Origin of the sequence: Pseudonocardia hispaniensis, from assembly GCF_042658695.1 — a bacterium.
GTDB classification, from domain to species: domain Bacteria; phylum Actinomycetota; class Actinomycetes; order Mycobacteriales; family Pseudonocardiaceae; genus Pseudonocardia; species Pseudonocardia hispaniensis.
The window spans coordinates 77,681-101,663 of record NZ_JBHSQW010000007.1; the positions used below are offsets into that span (position 1 = coordinate 77,681).

20 protein-coding genes are annotated in these 23,983 nt (G+C 72.2%); 16 read left to right on the top strand and 4 right to left on the bottom strand.

Translation table 11 applies throughout. The annotated features are described in order from the left end of the window. Positions 1-7: 7 nt before the first annotated feature. The 6 genes from ACFQE5_RS03090 (at position 8) to yidC (ending at position 5,212) form a co-directional block, all read left to right on the top strand. Positions 8-913, top strand: a complete 906-nt coding sequence (locus tag ACFQE5_RS03090) for an ABC transporter ATP-binding protein (RefSeq protein ID WP_379582505.1) — start codon at positions 8-10, stop codon at positions 911-913. Further along, positions 910-1,647 (top strand): ABC transporter permease, encoded by a 738-nt coding sequence (locus tag ACFQE5_RS03095; protein ID WP_379582507.1) that lies wholly within the window; start codon positions 910-912, stop codon positions 1,645-1,647. The genes ACFQE5_RS03090 and ACFQE5_RS03095 overlap by 4 nt, the downstream gene beginning before the upstream one ends. A gap of 39 nt (positions 1,648-1,686) precedes the next feature. Continuing rightward, positions 1,687-2,952: a sensor histidine kinase gene (locus tag ACFQE5_RS03100; protein WP_379582509.1), complete on the top strand. Its 1,266-nt coding sequence runs from the start codon at positions 1,687-1,689 to the stop codon at positions 2,950-2,952. Continuing rightward, entirely contained in the window at positions 2,949-3,605 is a 657-nt protein-coding gene (locus tag ACFQE5_RS03105) for a response regulator (protein WP_379582511.1), read from the top strand. The genes ACFQE5_RS03100 and ACFQE5_RS03105 overlap by 4 nt, the downstream gene beginning before the upstream one ends. 82 nt (positions 3,606-3,687) lie before the next feature. Then, positions 3,688-3,981, top strand: coding sequence for a DUF6412 domain-containing protein (locus tag ACFQE5_RS03110; RefSeq protein WP_379582513.1), 294 nt, complete (start codon positions 3,688-3,690; stop codon positions 3,979-3,981). 139 nt (positions 3,982-4,120) lie between these two features. Next, positions 4,121-5,212, top strand: a complete 1,092-nt coding sequence (gene yidC, locus ACFQE5_RS03115) for a membrane protein insertase YidC (protein WP_379582515.1) — start codon at positions 4,121-4,123, stop codon at positions 5,210-5,212. Between the two features lie 105 nt (positions 5,213-5,317). Here the strand turns inward: yidC and ACFQE5_RS03120 are convergent, their stop codons facing one another. Then, positions 5,318-10,150 carry an Lhr family helicase gene (locus ACFQE5_RS03120; protein ID WP_379582561.1) on the bottom strand — a complete coding sequence of 1,611 codons (4,833 nt, stop codon included), beginning with the start codon at positions 10,148-10,150 and terminating at the stop codon, positions 5,318-5,320. Positions 10,151-10,258: 108 nt separating this feature from the next. Between ACFQE5_RS03120 and ACFQE5_RS03125 the strand changes: the two genes are divergently transcribed. After that, complete coding sequence (locus ACFQE5_RS03125; RefSeq protein ID WP_379582517.1) at positions 10,259-11,521, top strand: MFS transporter; 1,263 nt, start codon at positions 10,259-10,261, stop codon at positions 11,519-11,521. 21 nt (positions 11,522-11,542) lie between these two features. Here the strand turns inward: ACFQE5_RS03125 and ACFQE5_RS03130 are convergent, their stop codons facing one another. Beyond that, positions 11,543-11,680 carry a hypothetical protein gene (locus ACFQE5_RS03130; RefSeq protein WP_379582519.1) on the bottom strand — a complete coding sequence of 46 codons (138 nt, stop codon included), beginning with the start codon at positions 11,678-11,680 and terminating at the stop codon, positions 11,543-11,545. A gap of 10 nt (positions 11,681-11,690) precedes the next feature. After that, positions 11,691-13,004 (bottom strand): CoA transferase, encoded by a 1,314-nt coding sequence (locus tag ACFQE5_RS03135; protein WP_379582521.1) that lies wholly within the window; start codon positions 13,002-13,004, stop codon positions 11,691-11,693. Between the two features lie 43 nt (positions 13,005-13,047). Here ACFQE5_RS03135 and ACFQE5_RS03140 point away from each other — a divergent pair, with 43 nt between their 5' ends. The 3 genes from ACFQE5_RS03140 (at position 13,048) to recX (ending at position 15,477) form a co-directional block, all read left to right on the top strand. Next, positions 13,048-13,242 carry a DUF3046 domain-containing protein gene (locus ACFQE5_RS03140; RefSeq protein ID WP_379582524.1) on the top strand — a complete coding sequence of 65 codons (195 nt, stop codon included), beginning with the start codon at positions 13,048-13,050 and terminating at the stop codon, positions 13,240-13,242. Between the two features lie 234 nt (positions 13,243-13,476). Further along, entirely contained in the window at positions 13,477-14,523 is a 1,047-nt protein-coding gene (gene recA / locus ACFQE5_RS03145) for a recombinase RecA (protein WP_379582527.1), read from the top strand. 21 nt (positions 14,524-14,544) lie between these two features. Further along, entirely contained in the window at positions 14,545-15,477 is a 933-nt protein-coding gene (recX, locus tag ACFQE5_RS03150; RefSeq protein ID WP_379582529.1) for a recombination regulator RecX, read from the top strand. Between the two features lie 210 nt (positions 15,478-15,687). Here recX and ACFQE5_RS03155 read toward each other — a convergent pair whose 3' ends face one another. After that, the gene (locus ACFQE5_RS03155) at positions 15,688-16,632 is read right to left on the bottom strand and encodes a LysR family transcriptional regulator (RefSeq protein ID WP_379582531.1); all 945 of its coding nucleotides are present in this window, start codon (positions 16,630-16,632) and stop codon (positions 15,688-15,690) included. An 88-nt stretch (positions 16,633-16,720) separates the two neighbouring features. On the opposite strand from ACFQE5_RS03155, the gene ACFQE5_RS03160 reads away from it, so the two are divergent. From ACFQE5_RS03160 to ACFQE5_RS03185, 6 genes are all read left to right on the top strand, one after another. Next, positions 16,721-17,431 (top strand): succinate dehydrogenase cytochrome b subunit, encoded by a 711-nt coding sequence (locus ACFQE5_RS03160; protein WP_379582533.1) that lies wholly within the window; start codon positions 16,721-16,723, stop codon positions 17,429-17,431. A 1-nt stretch (position 17,432) separates the two neighbouring features. Continuing rightward, on the top strand, positions 17,433-19,376 hold the full coding sequence (locus ACFQE5_RS03165; protein ID WP_379582535.1) for a fumarate reductase/succinate dehydrogenase flavoprotein subunit: 1,944 nt from the start codon (positions 17,433-17,435) through the stop codon (positions 19,374-19,376). Beyond that, the gene (locus tag ACFQE5_RS03170; protein WP_379582537.1) at positions 19,373-20,128 is read left to right on the top strand and encodes a succinate dehydrogenase/fumarate reductase iron-sulfur subunit; all 756 of its coding nucleotides are present in this window, start codon (positions 19,373-19,375) and stop codon (positions 20,126-20,128) included. Before ACFQE5_RS03165 ends, ACFQE5_RS03170 begins: the two co-directional genes overlap by 4 nt. 243 nt (positions 20,129-20,371) lie before the next feature. After that, positions 20,372-21,172 carry a hypothetical protein gene (locus ACFQE5_RS03175; protein WP_379582539.1) on the top strand — a complete coding sequence of 267 codons (801 nt, stop codon included), beginning with the start codon at positions 20,372-20,374 and terminating at the stop codon, positions 21,170-21,172. A 13-nt stretch (positions 21,173-21,185) separates the two neighbouring features. After that, on the top strand, positions 21,186-23,138 hold the full coding sequence (locus tag ACFQE5_RS03180) for a fumarate reductase/succinate dehydrogenase flavoprotein subunit (protein ID WP_379582541.1): 1,953 nt from the start codon (positions 21,186-21,188) through the stop codon (positions 23,136-23,138). Further along, complete coding sequence (locus tag ACFQE5_RS03185) at positions 23,135-23,884, top strand: succinate dehydrogenase/fumarate reductase iron-sulfur subunit (RefSeq protein WP_379582543.1); 750 nt, start codon at positions 23,135-23,137, stop codon at positions 23,882-23,884. Before ACFQE5_RS03180 ends, ACFQE5_RS03185 begins: the two co-directional genes overlap by 4 nt. The last annotated feature ends 99 nt before the right edge of the window (positions 23,885-23,983 follow it).

The following is a 23,983-nucleotide window of genomic DNA, read 5'->3' on the forward strand; positions in this document are numbered from 1 at the left end:
GGCGGACATGACGGTCATCGAGGTCAACGGGTTGGGTAAGCGCTACGGCGACCATGTCGCGGTGGACGAGGTCTCCTTCAGCGTGGCGGAGGGGGAGATCTTCGGGGTGCTCGGCCCGAACGGCGCCGGGAAGACGACGACGGTCGAGTGCATCGCGGGGCTTCGGGTTCCCGACAGCGGCACCATCAGGGTGCTCGGTCTGGACCCGTGGCGCGACGACGCCGCGCTGCGCCGGGTGCTGGGCGTGCAGTTGCAGGACAGCAGGCTGCCCGAGCGGATGACGGTGGGGGAGGCGGTCGCGCTGCACGCCTCGTTCCATCCGGATCCCGCCGACGGCGACGCGCTGCTCGAGCGGCTCGGGCTGGCCCGCATGCGGGGCACCCGGTTCGGGGCGCTCTCGGGCGGGCAGCAGCAGCGGCTGGCGATCGTCCTGGCGCTCATCGGCCGCCCGCGCATCGCCGTGCTCGACGAGCTGACCACCGGGCTCGACCCGCAGTCGCGGCGCAGCACCTGGGAGCTCGTCGAACAGATCCGCGCGGACGGCGTCACCATCGTGCTGGTCACCCATTTCATGGAGGAGGCCGAACGGCTCTGCGACCGGCTGGCACTCCTCGACGCCGGCCGCGTCGTCGCGATCGACACACCGAGCGGTCTCGTCGAGCGGGCTCGGCCGCCTCAGGTCATCCGGTTCCGGCCGTCCGGACCGGTGTCCGACGGGGTGCTGCGCGCCCTGCCCGGGGTCACCGCCGTGGCCCGGCGCCACGGCCTCGTCGAGATCACCGGCACCGGTGACGTGCTGGCCGCGGTGACCGCGGAACTGGCCCAGCGCCGGATCGTCGCGGCCGAGCTGCGGATCACCCAGGCCCGGCTGGACGACGCGTTCGTCGCGCTCACCGGGAAGGCCGCGCGATGACCGGGCTGCGTGCGCTGACCGTCGCGGAGACCCGGCTGTTCCTGCGCGACCGGGCGAGCGCCTCCTACACCCTCGGCTTTCCCGCACTCTTGCTGGCGGTGCTCGGATCGATCCCGTACTTCGGCGAGCCGGTCACCGTCGGCGGCCCGCGGCTGATCGAGGTGTATGTGCCGATCGTGATCGCGCTGGTGCTCGCGGCCGTGGCGCTGCAGGGTCTGCCGTCGTTGTTGGCGTCCTACCGCGAGCAGGGTGTGCTACGCCGGCTGCGCGTGACGCCGGTGCGACCGCAGACCTTGCTCACCGCGGTCCTGATCATGATGCTGGGTGTCACGGTGGTGTCGACGGTGCTGGTGCTGGCCGTCGGCCGGGTCGCGTTCGGGGTCGCGCTGCCCGCCGCTCCACTGGCCTTCGCCGTTGCGCTGGTGCTGACCGCGGCCGCGCTCTACGGGCTCGGGTTGCTGGTCGCGGCCGTCGCGTCCAGCGGGCGGTCGGGCAACGCGATCGGGTCGCTGGTGTTCTTCCCGATGCTGTTCTTCGGGGGTATGTGGCTGCCGCGCGAGGCGATGCCCGAGGTGCTGCGGCGGTTCAGCGACTGGACGCCGCTGGGCGCGGGGGTCGGCGCGGTCCAGGCGGCGACGGCCGGGGACTGGCCCCAGCCGGCGCAGGTGGGCGTGCTGGTCGTGTGGGCGGTCATTGCGGGCGCGCTGGCGGCTAGGTTGTTCCGCTGGGAGTAGGGGCTGGGAGAAGGGGCTGGGAGCAGGAGGAGGCCTCGGATGGCCGAGCAGCACGTCGAGGACCGACTCGACGTCATCGAGCGCCGGGCGGCGATCCTCATCGAACGCGGCGCGCCGTTCTTCGGTCTCGTCCTCGGACTGATCCTGACGATCGGTGTCCTGACGTTCGAGGGCTCGCGGTTCTGGACGGTGACCGGTGCCCTGGTGGCGGTGACGCTGGCCTGGACTCTGCTTCTGGCCGTGCTACCCCCGGTCCGGGCGGACGAGCCGTGGTTCGGCGCGGTCTACCTGGTCGGGCTGCTCGCGTTGACGGCCGCGCTCACCTGGCTGTCGCCGTTCTTCGCGTTCCTGGTGCTCGCCCTCTACGTCCACGCGTTCCGGTTCCTGCGCGGCCACTGGCGCTTCGCGGCGGTCGCGGCGGCCGCGGCGGTCGCCGCGTACGCCCAGATGGGCGGCCGGTTCGCCGAACCGAGCCCGGGCTGGTGGGCCGGACTGCTCGCGCTCGTCGCGGGCAACATGGTGGTTGCGGGTGGGTTCAGCTGGTTCTCCGCGCTGGGTGCCCGCCAGACCGAGCGGCGCAAACAGGTGATCACCGAGCTCGCGCAGACCAACTCGCGGCTGGCGGCGGCTCTGGAGGAGAACGCCGGGCTGCACGCGCAGCTGCTGGTTCAGGCCCGGGAGGCCGGGGTGCTCGACGAGCGGCAGCGGATGGCCCGGGAGATCCACGACACCCTTGCCCAGGGCCTGACCGGGATCGTCACGCAGCTCGAGGCGGCGATGGCCGCGGGCGCCGACGAGGAGCTGCGCGACCGGCACATCGGCCTGGCCCGCGGTCTCGCCCGGGAGAGCCTGCGCGAGGCCCGGCGGTCGGTCGACGCGCTGCGCCCCGAGCCGCTGGAGGCCGCGCAGCTACCCGATGCGGTGGCAGACCTGGCGCACCGCTGGTCCGAGACGTCCGGGGTGGCGGTGCGGCTGGACACGACCGGGGTGCCGCGGGCGCTGCTGCCCGAACTGGAGGTGACGTTGTTCAGGGTGGCGCAGGAGGCACTGGCCAATGTCGCCAAGCACGCCGCAGCCACCACGGTGGGCGTCACGCTGTCGTATATGGACGAGGTGGTGGTGCTCGATGTGCGCGACGACGGCAGCGGGTTCACCCTGGGTGAGCGCTCCGGTGGGTTCGGGTTGACGGCGATGACGCAGCGGCTGCGCCGGGTCTCGGGAGCCTGCACGATCGAGAGCGCGCCCGGTGAGGGGACCGCGCTGAGCGCCAGTGTCCCGGCGATCCCGGCGGAGGTGCAGGCGTGAGTGCCGTGACGGGGGACGGGTCGCCCAACCCGATCCGGGTACTGATCGTCGATGACCACCCGGTGGTCCGCGACGGCCTGCGGGGTGTGCTGTCCGGTGCGCCGGACATGGAGGTCGTCGGCGAGGCCGGACACGGGGCCGAGGCGCTGGCGCGGGTGGCGGCCGTCCCGGTCGACGTGGTGCTGATGGATCTGCGCATGCCGACGATGGGCGGGGTCGAGGCGATCCGTGAGCTGCGGCGCACCGCCGCGTCGATCCGGGTGCTGGTGTTGACGACCTTCGACACCGACCGCGACGTGCTGCCGGCGATCGAGGCCGGGGCCACCGGATACCTGCTCAAGGACACCCCGCGCGAGGAGTTGCTGCGTGCCGTGCGGGCCGCCCACCGCGGCGAGGCGGTGCTGTCACCGGCGGTGGCGGGGCGGCTGATGGGACGGCTCCGGGAGCCGAGTGCCGACCCGTTGAGCGGGCGTGAGCTGGAGGTGCTGCGGCTCATCGCGGCCGGTGCGACGAACCGCGAGGCGGCTCGGCAGCTGTTCATCAGCGAGGCGACGATCAAGACTCACCTGCTGCACGTGTACGCCAAGCTCGACGTCCGCGATCGCGCGTCCGCGGTCGCCGCGGCCTACCGGCAGGGCCTGCTGCCGCCCTGACTCCGGCCGAACCGGCACGGCGTCCGGTACCGTTCACGACACGACGAGCATCCGGTACGGCGACGCCCAGCGGGAGGGCCGCATGCTTCGCACGAGCACGATCGCGCAGGCGCTTGCCCTGCTCGTGCTCGGCTACGTTCTCGTCGCGGGCGAGCCGGGCGTGCTCCTCGGCGTACTGGGCGCGGCGCTGTGGGCGTGGGGTCTGGTCAGGCATGCCGGGGTCGCGCTGCGCACGGCAACCGGCGCCGGTCCGGCCGTGCTCGTGCGGGCGTTGCGCCAGTCGCGGTCCAGAGTCGCGGCACCCCGTCAGCAGGATCCGGACGCGGCAGGGCATACCCGCCCCCGCGCACCGTCGGGGCCGCTCCCGGCGGTGTAGCTCGCGCCGTGCCCTGGTCATGGGCGCGGCCTTGCCGGCGCACCGTTGGGTCGAAGCCGTCCTGCCCGTCCCGCGGAATGCCCTGGAGCGCCGTCATGCCCCTGCCCGTCCGTCGCGTCCGGCCCAGCGAGGTGCCGGCGTGCTGAATTTCCTCTACTACCCCGTTTCGGCGGTCATGTGGTTCTGGCACAAGGTCTTCGGCCTCGCGCTCGGACCCTCGAGCGGGATGGCGTGGGCGCTGTCGGTGGTGTTCCTCGTGCTCACCCTCCGGGCCTTGATGATCAAGCCGTTCATCGCGCAGGTCCGGTCCGGCCGCGCGATGCGGAAACTGGCTCCGCAGCTTGCCGAACTGCGCAAGCGGCATGCCCACGACAAGCAGAAGCTCGCCGAGGAGACGCAGAAGCTGCAGCGCGAGCACGGGGTCAACCTGATGGGCGGCTGCCTGCCGATGTTGATCCAGGCGCCGGTGTTCCTCGCGCTCTACCATGTCTTGCGCTACTTCAATCGGCCTGGCCTGAGCTTCGAGCAGAACGCGGCGATCCCCAACTACGTGTTCAGCCCGGACGAGGTGCGCTCCTTCCTCGAGGCTCGGCTGTTCGGGGCGCCGCTGTCGGCCTACCTCTCGATGCCCCAGTCGCTGCTCGACTCGTTCGGCTCGCATGTCGGGCGCTGGGAGGTGGTGGCCGTCGCGGTACCGCTGATGGTGCTGGCCGCGGTGGCCACGCATCTGACCGCCCGGTTCTCGCTGCGACACCAGCAGGGCCAGTCGCTCGACGCAGGTCGCCAAGCAGGTCAGATGGCGGCGTTCATGACATGGACGCCGTGGATCTTCCCGCTCGGCGTGATCGTCGGCGGACTGTTCTTCGCGTTCCCGATCGCGATCCTGCTCTACTGGCTGACGAACAACGCCTGGACGATGACCCAGCAGCATCTTGTCTTCCGCAAGGTGGACGCCGAGGAGGCCAGGTCCGCGGGTGCCACCGAGCAGGTGGCGGAGCGGGTGAGCGCCCCGAGGCCCGGGCAGAAGCCCGTCCTTCGGCCGGGCGCGAAACCCGTGGTCGCCGCGGCCGCCGACCGGGCAGGCCCGGTGCCCGCGGAGCGGGGGCCGAAGCGGCCCGGCGATGCGCATGATCGGGCTGGTCGGGCCGGACTCGCGCGGCAGACCGCCCGTGGGGGCAAGGCCGCCGCGGGGCGCAGACGGCCCCGGAGCCGCAAGGGCGGTCGGCACTGAGCCCGGGTCGTGGGGTTTGCCGCATCGTCGCGGGGGCGACGGGGGATGGCTGATCCCGCGGGTTGCCCTGCTCCCGGCCCTGCCGGTGCGGTGGCGCGGCGGGGGTCAGGCCCGCAGCCGCAGGCCCTTGGGGGTGACCCGGAAGCCGGCCTCGGTGAGCACGTCGGTCAGCTCCGAACCGCGGGAGTCGGTCCCGTCGGCGCGCTCCACCGCCAGCGTTCCGAGCCAACCCTCGTGCACCGCGCCGGCCAGTGCCTCGGCGGCGGCGCGCAGCTCGTCGCGGTCGGTGGTGAACGACAGGAGTGAGCGCCCGCCGCGCTCGACGTAGAGCGCGGGCGCCCCATCGACCAGGACGACCAGGGCTCCGGCCTTGCGACCGGGCCGATGCTTGGTGTCGCCGACGGTCTCGGGCCAGGCCAGCGCCGCACCGTAGGGCTGGGCTGGGTCGGCGGCGGCGAGCACGATCCCGGCCGGGCCCTCGACCGGGCTCCGGGGACCGCCCGGCGCCGTGTCGTCGGGCCGGGACAGCGCGCGCAGCCGGTCGATGGCGCCCGGCATGGCGAACTGGGCCGCGCCCAGGCCGTCGATGACGTATCCGCGCCGGCAGCGGCCGGAGTCCTCCATCGCGCGCAGCACCCGATACACCCCGGCGAACCCGCCCGCACTCCGTTCGGTGGCCAGCGCGCCGCGGGTCAGCACCCCGTGGCGCTCCAGGAACGCTTCGGCGAGCGCATGCGCACGCCGGGTGGGATCGGGATCGCGGGTGATGGCCGGCGACCAGCGGCCACCGACCGACGGGGGCCCGCTCCGGCTGGGCATCGCCGGACCTCCGGGCCGCAGCCGCGCGTACCGTCCCCGCGGTGACCGGCGGGTTCGATGTGTGCCGCCCCGCGCACCGGACAGCCGTGCGCGCAGCGGGGCGAGCGTGTCGTTGGTCAGCAGCCCGGCCCAGGTGAGATCCCAGATCGCGGCAACGACCTCATCGTCGGCCGGGGCCGGTTCGCCCGCATCGATCAGGGCGCGTCCGGCGCGGTCGGCGAGATCCCGGAAGAAGACCGCGCCGCCGGAGAAGGCGCGCATCGGCGCCGCGCCGCCGGAGAAGGCGCGCATCGGCGCCGCGCCGCCGGAGAAGGCGCCCATCGGCGCCGCGCCGCCGGAGAAGGCGCGCATCGCGGCCGCGCCGTCGTCGACCGGGGGTGCGCCGGAGCCGGGTAGCCCGAGCGCGGTGAGGAGGGCCCGGTGCAGCGGCGATGCCACGAGGTCGGGTGCGGGTTCGGGTAGCAGCAGGTCGGCCACGTCGGCCGGTGCCACGGCCAGCCAGCCGTCGTTGCCGCCCAGCGGTCCGCATCCGGTCCAGGTGACCTCGCCGGCAGCGGTCAGCTCGTCGAGCAGTGCGGGGGAGTAACCGGGCAGTCGCGCGGGCAGGATGAGCGACTCCAGGGCGCTGGCCGGTAGCGGCGCCCCGGCCAGCTGCTCGACCACCTCCAGGACATCCTCAGGCCCTGGGGCGCGGCGCATCCGGCCGCGGCGCCCGGCACCACCCGAGGCCGTCTCCACCCCGTGCCACGACGGCAGGAACCGGCCCAGGGTGCGCTGCTCGACCGGCTCGACCTCGGCCCGCAGCCGGGCCAGCGAGGCCCGGCGCAGCCTGCGCAGCACCTCGGCGTCGCAGTACTCCGAGCCGGGGGGCCCGGCCCGATGGTCGCCGGGGTGTGGCGTGAGCAGGCCGGGCGGCCGCAGCTCACCTCGGACCAACCGGCCCAGGCCGGTGAGCCGGTCGAGCACCCCGGTCACGACGGCGACACCGAGCCCGAAACGTGCGGCGCATTCGGCGGCCGCGAACGGGCCGTGGCTGCGGGCGTAGCGGAGCACGAGGTCACCCAGTGGGTCGGCCACCGGCTCGGTGAACACCTCGGGCACCCCGACCGGCAGCGCCACGCCCAGCGCGTCGCGCACCCGGCCGGCGTCCTCGATCGCCAGCCAGCGCTGCTCGCCCGCGATGCGTACGTCGATCGCGCGCCGCGTCGCCGCCAGCTCGGCCAGCCATTCCGGGCGTACCCCGCGTTCGGCGGCCTCGGCCTCGGTGAGGTCACCGAGGAACCGCAGCAGGTCGGCGGCGTCCTCGGCGTCGCGGGCGTGCCGGTCGGCGGTGCGTCGCTGCAGCGCGGCCTCGACCTCGGCCACCACCTCCGGGTCGAGTAGCTCGCGGATCGCCTCGGAGCCCAGCAGCTCGGCCAGCAGCGTGGAGTCGAGCGACAGCGCGGCCGCGCGGCGCTCGGCCAGCGGTGCGTCGAGTTCGTAGAGGAACATCCCCACATAGCCGAACAGCAGGCTTCGCGCGAACGGGGACGGCGCCGGGGTCGCCACCTCGACCACCTGCACCGTCCGCGCGGCCACCTGGGCCATCAGCTCGCGCAGGCCCGGGAGGTCATAGACGTCCTGCACACATTCGCGCATCGCCTCGAGAGTGATCGGAAACTGCTCGTACCGGCCCGCGACGGCGAGCAGCTGGGCGGAGCGTTGCCGCTGCTGCCACAGCGGGGTGCGCCGTTTCGGGTCGCGGCGCGGCAGCAGCAGCGCGCGGGCCGCGCACTCCCGGAACCGGGACGCGAACAGTGAGGAACCGCCGAGTTCGGCCACCACGATCTGCTCGATCTCGGCCGGGTCGAGCAGCACGTCCTGGGCGGTGGGGACGACCTCACCCCCGGCGTCGTCCACCGCGTCGGGCAGCCGCAGCACGATGCCGTCGTCCGCGCCGGCCGCATGCACCTCGACCCCGCGCCGCTCCCGTATCCGGGCCGCGATCGCCAATGCCCACGGGCCGTTGACCTGTGACCCGAACGGCGAATGCACCACGAGCCGCCAGTCACCCAGCTCGTCGCGGAACCGCTCGACGAGGATCGTTCGATCACTCGGCACGTGCCGGGTGGCCGCTTGCTGTTCGCGCAGGTAGGCGAGCAGGTTGTCGGTGGCCCATGCGTCGAGCCCGGCCATCGCGGCCCGCGTCCGCGCCGCGTCCTCGCCGAGCCCGCTCATCTCCCGGACGAACGCGCCGACCGCCCGGCCCAGCTCCAGCGGCCTGCCGATCGACTCGCCCTTCCAGAACGGCATCCGCGCGGGCTCGCCGGGGGCCGGGGTGACGATCACACGGTCGTGCGTGATGTCCTCGACCTTCCAGCTGGAGGTGCCGAGCAGGATCGTGTCCCCGACCCGGGACTCGTAGACCATCTCCTCGTCCAGCTCGCCGACCCGCGAGCCGCGCCCATCGGCACCGCCGGGCGTCATCACGGTGAACAGGCCGCGATCGGGGATCGTGCCCCCGGAGGTGACGGCCAGCCGCTGTGCGCCGGGCCTGCCGTGCAACTGGTCGGTGACCCGGTCCCAGGTGATCCGGGCGCGCAGCTCGCCGAACTCCTCGCTGGGGTAGCGCCCCGCGAGCATGTCGAGGGTGGCGTGGAGCGCGGCGTCGGGGAGCGTGGCGAACGGGGCCGCGCGGCGTACCACGGACGCGAGGTCGCTGAGCTGCCACGGCTGCAGCGCCACCATGGCCACGATGTGCTGGGCCAGCACGTCGAGCGGGTTGCGTGGGTAGCGCAACGACTCGATCGCGCCGGCGGCCATCCGCTCGGCGACCGCGGCGCAGGAGACGAGGTCCCCCCGGTACTTCGGGAACACCACCCCACGCGATATCGCGCCCACCTGATGACCGGCCCGACCGATCCGTTGCAATCCCGATGCCACGCTCGGCGGAGCCTCCACCTGCACGACAAGGTCGACGGCGCCCATGTCGATGCCCAGTTCGAGGCTGGAGGTGGCCACCACGCACGGCAGGTTTCCGGCCTTGAGCTCCTCCTCGACCACGGTGCGCTGTTCCCGCGACATCGAGCCGTGATGGGCCTTGGCCACGATCGGCGGTGCGCCGCCCGCGATCCCGGACTGGCCGACCGCCTCCGCGGGGAACCGACCGGGCTCCGTCGCGCCCTCGACCTGTTCGGCGGCCAGCTCGTTGAGCCGGGCGGTCAGTCGCTCGGCCAGCCGCCGGGAGTTGGCGAACACGATCGTCGAGCGGTGCGCGTGGATGAGGTCGAGGAGCCTGCGCTCCACGGCGGGCCAGATCGACGGCCGCTGTGCGCTACCCGCCGCCGACCCGATGACCTCCTCGTCGGCGGTGCCCGGAGCGGGCCGCTCGTCGAGCGCGGCGAGGTCGGGCACCGGGACCTCGACGGCGATCTCGATCGTCTTCGGGATGGGGGGGTGCACCACCGCGACGGGCCGGGCGCCGGCCAGGAACGTCGACACCTCGTCCACGGGGCGCACCGTGGCCGAGAGCCCGATCCGCTGCGCCGGGGCGTCGAGCGACTCGTCGAGCCGTTCGAGCGACAGCGCCAGATGCGCGCCGCGCTTCGTGCCCGCGACGGCGTGCACCTCGTCGAGGATGACGGTCCGCACCCCCCGTAGCGACTCCCGCGCGGCCGAGGTGAGCAGCAGGAACAGCGACTCGGGCGTCGTCACCAGCACATCGGGCGGGGTGCGGGCGAACTGCCTGCGCTCGTCGGCTGGGGTGTCGCCGGTGCGGATCCCGACGGTGATGTCCGGGACCGGGACACCGAGCCGCTGCGCGGCCTGGCGGATCCCGGCGAGCGGGCCACGCAGGTTGCGCTGGACGTCGACCGCGAGGGCCTTCAGCGGGGAGACGTACAGCACCCGGCACCGGTGCCGCGGCTCGGCGGGCAGGGTCTCGGTGGCCAGCCGATCGAGGGCCCAGAGGAACGCGGCCAGCGTCTTGCCCGACCCGGTCGGCGCCACGACCAGGGCGTGCCGCCCCGCCTGCGCGGCCTGCCACGCGCCCTCCTGGGCTGCGGTCGGCGCCGCGAAGGCCCCGCGGAACCACGCCTGGGTGGCGGGGGAGAAGCCGTCGAGCGCGTTCACCCGACCCATGGTGCCGGGTGCCACCGACAGACTCCGGTGGCGATCGCCGGACGGGCCGTCACGCTTCTCACGCCCGGGTTGCTGCCAAGCACCGTGCCGGCCAGGCAGGATCGAACCGTGGACACGACAGTGACGACAGCAACGAGCACGGATGTCGCCGCGACGCAGCGCCGGGTCCTCCTGACGCTGGCGTCGGGCCAGGTGCTCGGTGGTGTCGGTGTCGCTACGGCGATCGCCGTCAGCTCCCTGACCGCGGCCCGGATGTCGGGGTCGGAGGCCGTCGGCGGGGCGGCGCAGACGATGGTCGTGCTCGGTGCCGCGGCGGCGGCGCTGGTGGTCGCGCGGGTCGCGGCGCGCAGCGGCCGCCGTCGCTCGATCGCGGTCGCGTACGCGGCAAGCGCGCTCGGCGGCGCGGGCGCGATCGTCGGCGTGAGCGTCGGGAACGCGGCCGCGCTGCTGGTGTCATTGATCTTGGTAGGGGCCGCGACGGCGGCGGGCCTCGCGGCGCGGTTCGCCGCCACCGATCTGGCCGCGCCGGAGCGACGAGCCCGGGCGCTGGCGATGGTCGTCTGGGCGACGACGGTCGGCGCGGTGGCCGGTCCGAACCTCGCCGGTCCCGCGCAGAACGTCGCGCAGCGGGTCGGCTGGGACCCGTCGGTCGGTCCGTTCGTGCTCTGCACCGTGGCGTTCGCGCTGGCCGCGGGCATCTCCTGGCTGGGGCTGCGGCCCGATCCCCTCCTGCTGGCCCGCGCCCGACGCGGCGACGGGACCGCGCCCACCGTCGTGTCCGGGGCCGCGGTCCGGGCGGCGCTGCGCGCGAGCCCGGCGGCCGTGCTCGGGCTCGTCGGGGTGGCCCTCGGGCATCTGGTCATGGTCGCGGTCATGTCGATGACCCCGGTCCACATGGATCACGCCGGGGCGTCGCTGCAGGCGGTGGGACTGGTGATCAGCCTGCACGTGGCGGGCATGTACGCGCTCAGCCCGTTGTTCGGATGGCTCGCCGACCGCCTCGGCCGGCGTCCGGTGCTGACCGTCGGGGCGGCGCTTCTGGCGATGTCCGGCGTGCTCAGTGCCTTGGCGGGCCACAGCGACCACGCGCTGCTCACCATCGCGCTCATCCTGTTGGGGCTGGGCTGGTCGGCTGGGCTCATCGCGGGTTCCGCGCTGCTCACCGAGTCGCTTCCGGCCGGGGTGCGCCCGGGGGCGCAGGGGCTCTCGGACGTGACGATGAACATCGCGGGCGCCGTCGGCGGAATCGCCGGTGGCCTGATCGTCGCCGCGACGTCGTTCGGCGTGCTCGGCGTGGCGTCCGCGGTGCTCGTGCTGCCCTTCCTGGTCGCGGCGGGTGCGTCGGCGCTGCGCCCGGCGCGGGCCGCCTGAGCGGGGGCGGACGGCGGCGGCTCAGCGCTTGCGCTGCTGCCACCACCAGCGCAGCAGCACGACCAGCGACGAGAGCAGCACGAGCAGGACGACGGCCCGGCCCAGCGGCGAGGAGAAGCCGGTCGGATCGGCCTGGGCGAGGCAGCTGACAACCGACATGGCGACCACGTTACGGCGTCCGCGGCAGCCAGACCGGTTCCGCGGCGCCGAACGCGGGCGGAGGGCCGGGCCAGCGCAGGCCGTGCCCGTCGACGGTGCCGGGCGGGGAGGCGACGGTGAGCAGGCCGTCCGGCGCCGCGATCGGTTCGCAGTACGGGGCCGGGTCCACCTCGGGTGCGGCGACCCGTCCGGCGCGGGGCTGGGCCAGCAGCCACTGCGCGGTTCCGGCCAGCGCGAGCCGGATGTGCGGGGTGCCGCCGTCGTGCCGCTGCCGCTGCAGCGCCAGCAGCGTGGCCGCGGCCGCCAGGTAGCCGGTGGCGTGGTCGAGCAGCTGTGCGGGCAGCGCGCCCGGACGATCATCGCCGGGCGCCTCGACCCTGGCGATCCCGGTGGCGGCCTGCACCAGGCTGTCGAAACCGCGCCGGCCCGCCCAGGGTCCGCGGTGGCCCCATGCCGACAGCGTCACCACGATCAGCCCGGGATGGCGCGCGGTGAGCTCGTCGGGGGCGAGACCGAACCGGTCGAGCGCACCGGGCCGGTACCCGGCGACGACGACATCGGCCTGCGCGAGCAGCTCGGCCAGCCGGTGCGGGGCGGTTCGGAAATCGACCAGGGCGCTGCGCTTGCCGGGCAGGGTGTCCCAGTACTGCAGGGGGAGCTCCGGACGGTCGGGAGGATCGAGGCGCAGCACGTCGGCGCCGTGGGCGGCGAGGGTGCGGGTCGCGACCGGCCCGGCGATGACCCGGGTCAGGTCGAGCACCCGCGGGCGGCGGGGCGGGCGGGGCGGGGCGGGGCCGCGGTCGCGGACCTCGACGAGCGGGAGGCCGGCGGCCCGCCCGGCCGCGGTGGCGGCCCATTCCTCGGGGGTGCGGACCGCGGCGGCCACCCCGCCCGCGGCGTGTAGCGCGGTCTCCAGTGCCTCGGCGGGCCAGCGGGCGATCGCCGCGGCGACGGCGTCCGGATGGTCCGGGACGTCCAGGACCCGCAGCGCCGCGGCTCGGTGCCAGGGGTAGTTCGTGTGCAGGCGAATCCAGCCGTCGGCGGTGCGGTGGAAGGCCGACAGCGGGTCGAACGGGTCGCCCGCGCTCGCGCCGTCGCGGCGCAGGACTCGTTCGCTGCGCAGCGCGACGGCGAGCTGGCGGGTATCGAGACCGACCGGTCCGGGACGGGCCGCGAGCAGCGCCGCTCCGACCGCCGCCGTCCCCACCGCAGTGACCGGGAACGCCGAGCTGAGCGTGTCCGCCGGGCCGGTGACGACCAGCCGGTGGGTCTCGCCGGGGGGTCCGCCCATCGCGGCCCAGGCTTCGTCGAGCAGCCGTGGCACGTCCTCAGCCTGCCATTCCCGTCCCGGGCCTACCCTCGGCTGCGTGCGACTGAGCCATTTCCGTGCGCTGCTGGAGAGCGAGTTCGGCCGGATGCGGGCGGGCTCGCTCGCCCGCGACCATGTCTTCGCCGCGCTGGACGGACGGACCGTCGAGCAGGCGATCGAGGACGGGCTCGACCTGCGGAAGGTGTGGCATGCGGTGTGCGACGAGTACGACGTGCCGGCGCAGCGCCGCTGACCGGCCCGGGCGACCGCCTCCCCGGCGAGGCCGCCCACCGTCGCGGGGCGGCGCCACCGAGGTGGTGATCGAACACGTGTTCGTATAGACTCGCCGTCGCATCGTGGGTCGGCTGTTCGCAGCTGGCGAGCGATCGGCGGAACTGTCGGTGGGACCCAATACGGTTCATCCGTGGCTCCCCGCAAGACCTCAACAGCCAAGACCGAGCGCACAACAGCGAGGTGGCAGACCGAGATGACCGCACCTGACCGCGAGAAGGCGCTTCAGCTCGCCCTCGCCCAGATCGAGAAGAACCATGGCAAGGGCTCCGTGATGCGCCTCGGCGACGAAACCCGTCCGCCGATCGGCGTCATCCCCACCGGCTCCATCGCGCTCGACGTCGCGCTGGGGGTCGGCGGGCTGCCCCGCGGCCGCGTCGTGGAGATCTACGGACCCGAGTCGAGCGGGAAGACGACGGTGGCGCTGCACGCCGTGGCCAATGCCCAGGCCGCGGGAGGCATCGCCGCGTTCATCGACGCCGAGCACGCGCTCGACCCCGAGTACGCCAAGGCGCTGGGGGTCAACACCGACGACCTGCTGGTCTCCCAGCCCGATACCGGCGAGCAGGCTCTCGAGATCGCTGACATGCTGATCCGCTCCGGCGCGCTCGATGTCATCGTCATCGACTCGGTGGCGGCCCTGGTGCCTCGCGCGGAGATCGAGGGCGAGATGGGCGACAGCCACGTCGGTCTGCAGGCCCGGCTGATGAGCCAGGCGTTACGGAAGATCACCGGCGCGCTGAGCAACTCGGGCACCACCGCAATTTTCATCAACCAGTTGCGGGAGAAGATCGGCGTGATGTTCGGCTCCCCGGAGACCACCACCGGCGGTAAGGCGCTGAAGTTCTACGCTTCCGTGCGGCTCGACATCCGCCGCATCGAGACGCTCAAGGACGGCACCGACATGGTCGGCAGCCGCACCCGGGTCAAGGTCGTGAAGAACAAGGTCGCGCCGCCGTTCAAGCAGGCGGAGTTCGACGTGCTCTACGGGGTCGGCATCAGCCGGGAGGGTTCGCTCATCGACGTCGGGGTCGAGCAGGGCATCATCCGTAAGTCCGGTGCCTGGTACACCTACGAGGGCGATCAGATGGGGCAGGGCAAGGAGAACGCCCGCAAGTTCCTCAAGGAGAACCCGGACATCGCCGCTGAGGTCGAGAAACGCATCAAGGAGAAGCTCGGCATCGGAGCGGTGCTCGACGCCGACGGTGAGGCCGCGCCGCTGCCCGCACCGGTCGACTTCTAACTCCCGGTGCCGGAGTCGAGGATGACCGATCAGGAACGGTCGGCTCGGGTGGTCTCGCTGGAGAACCTCGACGCCGACCGGCCTGCGGAACGACCTGCCGTCGCGCACCTCGATGCCCTTGGGGGAGGCAATCCGGAGCCCGGTCTTCCGGGAGGAGCCCGCGGCGAGGCCGACGACCTTGAGGCGGATCGGCCCCGGGTGGCGACGTTCGACGAGCTCGACGCGCCCGGACCCGCGCGCCCGGTTGCTCTGCTCGACGATGCGGATCTGGCCGGTGGTCGGCCGGTGGTCCCGACCGCCCGCCTCGAGACCAGGGCACGCCGGGCGGATCGCCGGTCGGGCAGGGTGGCCTCCGGCGACGGGCCCGGGACGGGAGCCGACCGGCAGGGCGGGCGTGGGCGTGCCGGGAGCGGCCAGGGCCGCGAGTCCGAGCGGCCCGAGGCAGAGGCGGACCCGGAGGCGGTGGCCAGGTCGATCTGCCTGCGACTGCTCACCGAGCGGGCACGCACCCGCCACGAGCTGGCCGAGGCGCTGCGCACGCGGGGGGTACCCGAGGACGCGGCGAACGCGGTCCTGGAACGGTTCGGCGAGGTCGGTCTGATCGACGACGCCGCGTTCGCGGAGCAATGGGTGCGTTCCCGGCATACCTTCCGTGGCCTGGGACGCCGGGCGATCGCGGTCGAGCTGCGCCGCAAGGGCGTCGACGAACAGGCGGCACGGGAGGCGCTCGCCGAGGTCGATGCCGAGGCCGAGGAGCGGCGCGCCCGCGAGCTGATCGACCGCAGGCTGCGTACCCTGCGTGGCCCGCCCGACGAGGCGGCCGCCCGACGGCTGCTGGGCATGCTCGCCCGGAAGGGCTATCCGGCCGGCATCGCCTACCGCGTCGTCAAGGACGCGCTGGCCGAGCACGCCGCCGAGCTGGCCGAACGGCTGCCCTCCGGCGAGGACGACTGACCCGCCGAGCGCCGGGATGCAGGGCGGCCCATCCGGTCATGATCAGCGGTTCGGCAGCGGGAACCGCGCCGTTCGCGGCTCTCGGCTCCCGGGCACCGATCATCTTCGGGACCGCCGGGGCCGGGCCGGGAGCCAGGTCGGCCGGAGCCAGGTCGGCCGAGCGCCGGACGGGTCACGGCTGGGCCGGGGTCGGCCCAGCGCATGTCACCCTCACCTCTCCCGCCAGCGGTACAGCACCTGCACGTCGGTCGACAGGCCGCCGCTGGCGGCGACCTCGCCGACGAACGACAGCATCGTGGCGCAGAACGCCTCGGCGGCATGCGTTGCGGCGATGTCGGCGCGCCGGGCCAGGGCGACGGTGCGGTAGAGCGGGGGAGTCAGCACGGTGCGGCGCAGCTGCGGGCGTCCGGCGAACACGAGATCGGGCACCACCGCCACCCCGGTTCCTGCCTCGACCATCCGCAGCACCGCATCCATCTCACCGCCCTCGACGGCGAACCTCGGCTCCACCCCGGCCTCGGCGTAGGCCTGCAGCGTCACCTCGCGCAGGTCGTAGCCGCGGCGGAACATCACCAGGGAGCGGCGGGACAGCTCGGTCACCGACATCGATCCGCGGCTCGACGGCGGCCGCCCCGAACGGGGCGAGGCCACGGACAGCCGTTCTCGCAGCAGCGGCGTGATGTCCAGGGTCGGGTCGAGGCCTTCGCGCGGCACCACGAGCATCGCGAAGTCGAGCTCGCCCCGGACCAGCGCCCGCACCAGGGGCTGCGAGCCGTTCTCGACCAGCTCGAGGCGAATGTCGGGGTGCTGCTCGTGGAAGATCCGCAGAACGTCCGCGACCACGCCGATGCACAGCGACGGGGTGGCCCCGAACCGCACCCGGCCGCTGCGCAGCCCGATGAGCTCGGCGACGGCGGTGCGGGCACTGTCGGCGTCGGCGAGCATCCGGCGGGCGAGCGGCAGCACCGCCTCCCCGGCGGGGGTCAGGCTCAGTTCGCCGCGCCCGCGGTTGATCAACGGGGCGCCGAGGTCATCCTCCAACGCCTTGAGCTGCCGGGAAAGTGTGGGCTGCGCGACACCGACCAGCTCGGCTGCCCGAGTGAAGCTGCGCACGTTCGCCACGGCCACGAAGTACGCGAGCTGCTGAAGCGTCACCGCTATAGCCTACGTGCATCGATCATGTCGTCATGATGCATTTGACGACGGAGGACTGCGGTAGTCGACTGCCCGCGTGGTGACAACAGTGGCACGCGGGGCCCGGACGGCCGACGGCCCACCAGCGCGGCGCCGGGCCGGGGTGCCGTCGGTTCTGCTCAAGTACGTGATGGCCGTGACCGGCGCGATCATGCTGCTCTATCTGGTGCTGCACATGATCGGGAACCTGAAGATCTTCTTCGGGGCCGAGGCGCTGGACGGTTACTCGGAGTGGCTGCGCACGCTGCTCGAGCCTGCGTTGCCACGTACCGGCACCCTGTGGATCGTCCGCGCGGTGCTGGCCGCGTCGGTGATCGCGCACATCGTCGCGGCGACCATGCTGGCCCGGCGCGCCCGGGCGGCCCGGCCGGTGCGGTACGCGCACCGCCAGCCGGTGCGGGGCAGCTACGCGGCCCGCACGATGCGGTGGGGCGGGGTGATCATCGCCCTGTTCGTCATCTACCACCTGCTCGACCTGACCGCGGGCACACTCAACCCGAACGGCGTGCACGGCGCGGTCTACGACAACGTGACCGCGGACTTCGCGCCGTCGCACTGGTACGCGACCCTGGCCTACGTGATCGCCGTGGTGACCGTCGGTTTCCACGTGCGGCACGGCGTCTGGAGCGCGCTGCAGACGATCGGTCGGTCCACCGCCGCCACCGAACGTGGCCTCAAGACGTTCGCGCTGGTCTTCGCCGTGCTGCTGACCGCGGGCTTCCTCGCCGTTCCGTTCGCCGTCACCTTCGGATTGGTCTGATATGAGCTATCGCGAATACACGGTCGGTGCGCCGGTCGTCGACCGGGCCGCACCCGATGGGCCGATCGAGACCCGCTGGGAGCGCCGCCGGTTCGGCGTCAAGCTGGTGAACCCGGCCAACAAGCGCAAGATGCACATCATCGTCGTCGGCACCGGCCTCGCCGGTGGCTCGGCGGCGGCCACCCTCGCCGAGCTGGGCTACCGGGTCAGCTCGTTCTGCTACCAGGACAGCCCGCGGCGCGCGCACAGCATCGCGGCGCAGGGCGGGATCAACGCCGCGAAGAACTACCGCAACGACGGCGACAGCGTCTACCGGCTGTTCTACGACACGGTCAAGGGCGGCGACTTTCGGGCCCGCGAGTCGAACGTGCACCGGCTCGCCGAGATCAGCCGGCAGATCATCGACCAGTGCGTCGCCCAGGGCGTCCCGTTCGCCCGCGAGTACGGCGGCCTGCTCGACAACCGCTCATTCGGCGGTGCGCAGGTCTCGCGGACCTTCTACGCGCGCGGTCAGACCGGTCAGCAGTTGCTGCTGGGCGCCTACCAGGCGCTCGAACGTCAGATCGACGCCGGCGGGGTCACCATGTACCCGCGACACGAGATGCTCGAGCTGATCGTCGTCGACGGTCACGCCCGCGGCATCGTCGCCCGTGACCTGATCACCGGTGAGATCCGCAGCCACCTCGGCGACGCGGTCGTGCTGGCCACCGGCGGCTACGGCAACGTCTTCTACCTGTCGACGAATGCCAAGGGCTGCAACGTCACCGCCAGCTGGCGGGCGCACCGCAAGGGTGCCTACTTCGCCAACCCCTGCTACACCCAGATCCACCCCACCTGCATCCCGGTCTCCGGCGACCACCAGTCGAAGCTGACCCTGATGTCGGAGTCGTTGCGCAACGACGGGCGGGTGTGGGTGCCGGCGCGGGCGGGCGACGACCGCCCGCCGAACGACATTCCCGAGGGCGAGCGGGACTACTTCCTGGAGCGCCAGTACCCGGCGTTCGGCAACCTCGTGCCGCGCGACATCGCCTCCCGCGCCGCCAAGAACGTCTGCGACTCGGGACGCGGCGTCGGCCCGACCGGGCTGGGCGTCTACCTCGACTTCGCCGAGGTCATCGGGCGGCTCGGCCGACCGGCCGTCGCCGCGAAGTACGGGAACCTGTTCCAGATGTACCAGCGCATCACCGGCGAGGACCCGTACCAGGTGCCGATGCGGATCTACCCGGCGGTGCACTACACGATGGGCGGGCTGTGGGTCGACTACGACCTGCAGAGCAGCATCCCCGGACTGTTCGTGATCGGTGAGGCCAACTTCTCCGACCACGGCGCCAACCGGCTCGGCGCGAGCGCTCTGATGCAGGGCCTCGCCGACGGATACTTCGTGCTGCCCAACACGATCGGCGACTATCTGGCGACCAACGGGCATATCGCCGTCGAGCAGGACGCGCCCGAGGTCAGGCAGGCCGAGGCGGATGTCGCCGAGCGGATCGACACGCTGCTGTCGATCCGCGGCGAGCGCACCGTCGACTCGTTCCACCGCGAGCTGGGCCACATCATGTGGGAGCACTGCGGCATGGAGCGCACCGATGCCGGTCTGCGCAAGGCCCTCGACCGGATTCCCGAGCTGCGCAACGAGTTCTGGCAGAACGTGCGGGTTCCCGGCACCGGCGTCGAGCTCAACCAGAACCTGGAGCGGGCCGGGCGCGTCGCGGACTTCCTCGAACTGGGTGAGCTGATGTGCCTGGATGCCCTGCACCGCACCGAATCCTGCGGCGGCCACTTCCGCGCGGAGAGCCAGACCCCGGACGGCGAGGCGGCTCGCGATGACGAGAACTTCACCTATGCCGCCGCATGGGAGTTCACCGGCCGCGATACGGCACCGGTCCTGCACAAGGAGGACCTCATCTTCGAATACGTCACCCCCAGCCAGCGGAGCTACAAGTGAAGGTGCACCTCAAGGTCTGGCGGCAGCCCAGCGCCGGCGTCCCGGGCAAGATCGTCAACTACGACGTGGACGACGCGTCGCCGGACATGTCCTTCCTCGAACTGCTCGACGTGCTCAATGAGCAACTCGTGCTGGCCGGCGAGGACCCGGTCGCGTTCGACCACGACTGCCGGGAAGGCATCTGCGGGGCCTGCAGCATGGTCATCGACGGCCAGCCGCACGGGCCGGAGAAGGCCACCACCACCTGCCAGCTGCATCTGCGGCACTTCCGTGACGGCGACACGATCACGATCGAGCCCTTCCGGGCCGGCGCGTTCCCGGTGATCAAGGACCTGGTCGTCGACCGCAGTGCGTTCGACCGGGTCATCCAGGCCGGTGGCTACATCAGCGCCCCGACCGGATCCGCCCCCGACGCGCACGCGACGCCGGTTCCCAAGGACCAGGCGGACCGCGCGTTCACCGCGGCCGCCTGCATCGGCTGCGGGGCCTGCGTGGCGGCATGCCCCAACGGCTCGGCGTCGCTGTTTCTCGGGGCGAAGATCACTCACCTCGGTGAGCTCCCACAGGGTCAACCCGAACGCAGCAGCCGGGTCATGGCGATGGTCGCCCAGCATGACGCCGAGGGCTTCGGCGGATGCACCAACACCGGCGAATGCGCCGTCGCCTGCCCGAAGGAGATCCCGCTCGACGTGATCTCCCAGCTCAACCGCGACTACCTGACCGCCCGGAAGGCGCGCCGCCGTAGCGCCTGACCCCGGGCGGCGCAGGACGCCGCGACCCGGACAGCCCGGCCCCTGCGGGAGCCGGGCATGTCGGCGTTCCGGCGAGGTTGAACCGATGGTGTGATGCCGGTCTCTGTTGTGATTTCGTTCTCACCTCGACCCGGTCCGAATGTGACTTCCGTCGTACGCTCCGTGAGATCCAGACGGCCCGGCGTCGCGGCGTCCCTGATCAGAGACCTCGTCGGCGCCTGGAACAGATGAGGACTCCCCGACGTGTCATCCGCCACAGACGCGTCCGCCGGTCGGGCGCAGATCGCCGAACGGACGCTCCGCACAGACCGGTGGTGGCTCCCACCGCTGGTCACCCTCGTCGGCCTCTCGGCGTGGGTCATCTACGCCACGGTCCGGGTATTCCTGCAACAGTGGTACTTCGTAGCGGAGTACAACTACCTGTCGCCGTTCTACTCGCCGTGCCTGTCGTACGGCTGCGTACCCGAGGCGGCGCATTTCGGGCGCGTGCTCCCGGACCTGCCGTGGCTGCCGTACGCCGCGGTCTCGCTGCCGTTCCTGCTGCTTTTCCGCCTGACCTGCTACTACTATCGGAAGGCCTACTACCGGTCGTTCTGGGCGTCCCCGCCCGCCTGCGCCGTCGCGGAGCCGCACCGCCGCTACACCGGGGAGACCCGGTTCCCGCTGCTGCTGCAGAACGCCCACCGGTACTTCTTCTACCTCGCGCTGATCGTCACAGTGATCAACACCTACGACGCGATCAAGGCGTTCCAGACCGCCGACGGCGGGTTCGGCCTCGGGCTGGGCAACATCATCCTGGTCGGCAACGTCGTGCTGCTGTGGATCTACACCGTGTCGTGCCACTCCTGCCGCAGCATCATCGGCGGCCGGCTGAACCACTTCTCCCGGCATCCGCTGCGGTACCGGTTGTGGGGTGTGGTCTCCCGGCTCAACGGCAGGCACATGGAGTGGGCCTGGATCACGCTGGCGACCCTGGCCATCACCGACTTCTACATCATGGCCGTCTCGGCGGGCTGGTTCGCCGATCCGCGCATCATCAACTGAGGAGGGTGGCGCCATGACTCAGAGCACCGAGATCGAGCGGCACGCCTACGACGTCGTCGTCATCGGCGCGGGTGGTTCGGGGCTGCGGGCAGCCATCGAGGCTCGCGGCCAGGGCATGCGGGTCGCGATCATCTCCAAGTCGTTGTTCGGCAAGGCACATACGGTCATGGCCGAGGGTGGTGCGGCCGCCGCGATGGGCAACGTCAACCCCCACGACAACTGGGCCGTTCACTTTCGCGACACGATGCGGGGCGGGAAGTTCCTCAACAACTGGCGGATGGCCGAACTGCATGCCAAGGAAGCGCCCGACCGCGTCTGGGAGTTGGAGACCTACGGTGCGCTGTTCGACCGCACCAAGGACGGAAAGATCAGCCAGCGCAACTTCGGCGGCCACACCTATCCGCGGCTCGCGCACGTCGGCGACCGGACCGGGCTGGAGCTGATCCGCACCCTCCAGCAGAAGATCGTGTCGTTGCAGCAGGAGGACCACCGGGCCACCGGCGACTACGAGTCCGGCATCCGGGTCTTCCACGAATGCACGATCACCGAACTGTTCAAGGACGGCGCCGCTGACGGGGGCCGGATCGCGGGCTGCTTCGGCTACTTCCGCGACGACGGCCGTTTCGTCCGGTTCGACGCGCCGGCGATCGTGCTGGCCACCGGCGGGATCGGCAAGAGCTACTCGGTGACGTCGAACTCCTGGGAGTACACCGGTGACGGCCACGCGCTGGCTCTGCGCGCGGGTGCCACGTTGATCAACATGGAGTTCCTCCAGTTCCACCCGACCGGGATGGTCTGGCCGCCCTCGGTCAAGGGAATCCTCGTCACCGAGTCGGTCCGCGGTGACGGCGGGGTGCTGCGCAACTCCGAGGGCAAGCGGTTCATGTTCGACTACATCCCCGAGGTGTTCAGGGAGCAGTACGCCACCACCGAGGAGGAGGGCGACCGCTGGTACACCGACCCCGACAACAACCGGCGCCCGCCGGAGTTGCTGCCGCGGGACGAGGTGGCCAGGGCGATCAACTCCGAGGTCAAGGCGGGCCGGGGGAGCCCGCACGGTGGGGTGTTCCTCGATGTCTCCACCCGGCTGTCGCCCGAGGAGATCATCCGGCGGCTGCCGTCGATGCACCACCAGTTCAAGGAGCTGGCGGACGTCGACATCACGAAGGAGCCGATGGAGGTCGGCCCGACCTGCCACTACGTGATGGGCGGCATCGAGGTCGACCCGGACACCGCGATGGCGACCGTGCCCGGCCTGTTCGCCGCCGGGGAATGCGCGGGCGGGTTGCACGGCTCGAACCGGCTGGGCGGCAACTCGCTGTCGGACCTGCTGGTCTTCGGGTGCCGCGCGGGGCTCGGTGCCGCGCAGTACGTCAGCGCCCTCGGCGCCGGGGAGGGTGGGCGGCCCCGGGTCGTCGCGGACGACGTCGCGGCCGCGGCCAGCCGGGCCCTGCTGCCCTTCTCCGGGGCGGACCAAACCGGGGAGAACCCGTTCGTGGTCCAGCTGGAGCTGCAGAAGACGATGCACGAGCTCGTCGGCATCATCCGCAGGGCCGACGAGATGGAGATGGCGCTCAAGAAGCTCGAGAACATCGCGGCGCGCAGCCGGACGGTCCGGGTGGCGGGGCACCGGGAGTTCAACCCGGGCTGGCATCTGGCGCTGGACCTGCGCAACATGCTGCTCGTGTCGCTGTGCGTGGCGAAGGCGGCGCTGGAGCGTCAGGAGAGCCGTGGCGGCCACACCCGGGACGACTTCCCCGTGATGGACTCGGCATGGCGCAAGATGCTGCTGGTCTGCTCGGCGCTCGGCGAGGACGATGTCGAGATCGTCCGCAAACCGCAGGTACCGATGCGCCCGGACCTGTTCGACCTGTTCGAGCTCGATGAGCTGAAGAAGTACTACACCGGCGAGGAGCTGGGCAGCCATCGAGCCGATGTCTCGGGCGCCGGGGAGGCGACGCGATGAGCTACTGGGCGCATTTCCGGATTTGGCGGGGCGACTCGCAGAAGGGCGAGTTCGTCGACTATCCGGCGGAGGTCAACGAGGGCGAGGTCGTCCTCGACATCATCCACCGGCTGCAGCAGACCGAGGCCGGGGACCTGGCCGTCCGCTGGAACTGCAAGGCGGGCAAGTGCGGCTCGTGCAGCGCGGAGATCAACGGCAAGCCACGGCTGATGTGCATGACCCGGATGTCGACCTTCGATCCGGACGAGGTCGTCACGGTCACCCCGCTGCGGACGTTCCCGGTGATCCGGGACCTGGTCACGGACGTGTCGTTCAACTACGAGAAGGCCAGGCACGTCCCGAGCTTCGCGCCGCCGCCGGACCTCGCTCCCGGCGAGTACCGGATGCAGCAGGTGGACGTCGAGCGCAGCCAGGAGTTCCGCAAGTGCATCGAGTGCTATCTGTGCCAGAACGTCTGCCATGTGGTGCGTGACCACGAGGACAACAAGCGGCACTACGCCGGCCCGCGTTACCTGATGCGGATCGCGGAGCTGGACATGCACCCGCTGGACGCCGCCGACCGCAAGCGGGAGGCACAGCAGGAGCACGGCCTCGGCTACTGCAACATCACCAAGTGCTGCACCGAGGTCTGCCCGGAGCACATCAAGATCACTGACAACGCGCTGATCCCGCTCAAGGAACGGGTGGTCGACCGCAAGTACGACCCGCTCGTCTGGCTCGGCAACAAGATCCGTCGCCGCAGCTAGTGCCGTGACCACGAAGGTTCGCCGGGTTGGTGCATGACATCGGTGTAATCATGCAGCGGCGCGGTGCTGGGGCTGGCCCCAGCGGCGGTGGCGTTCGCT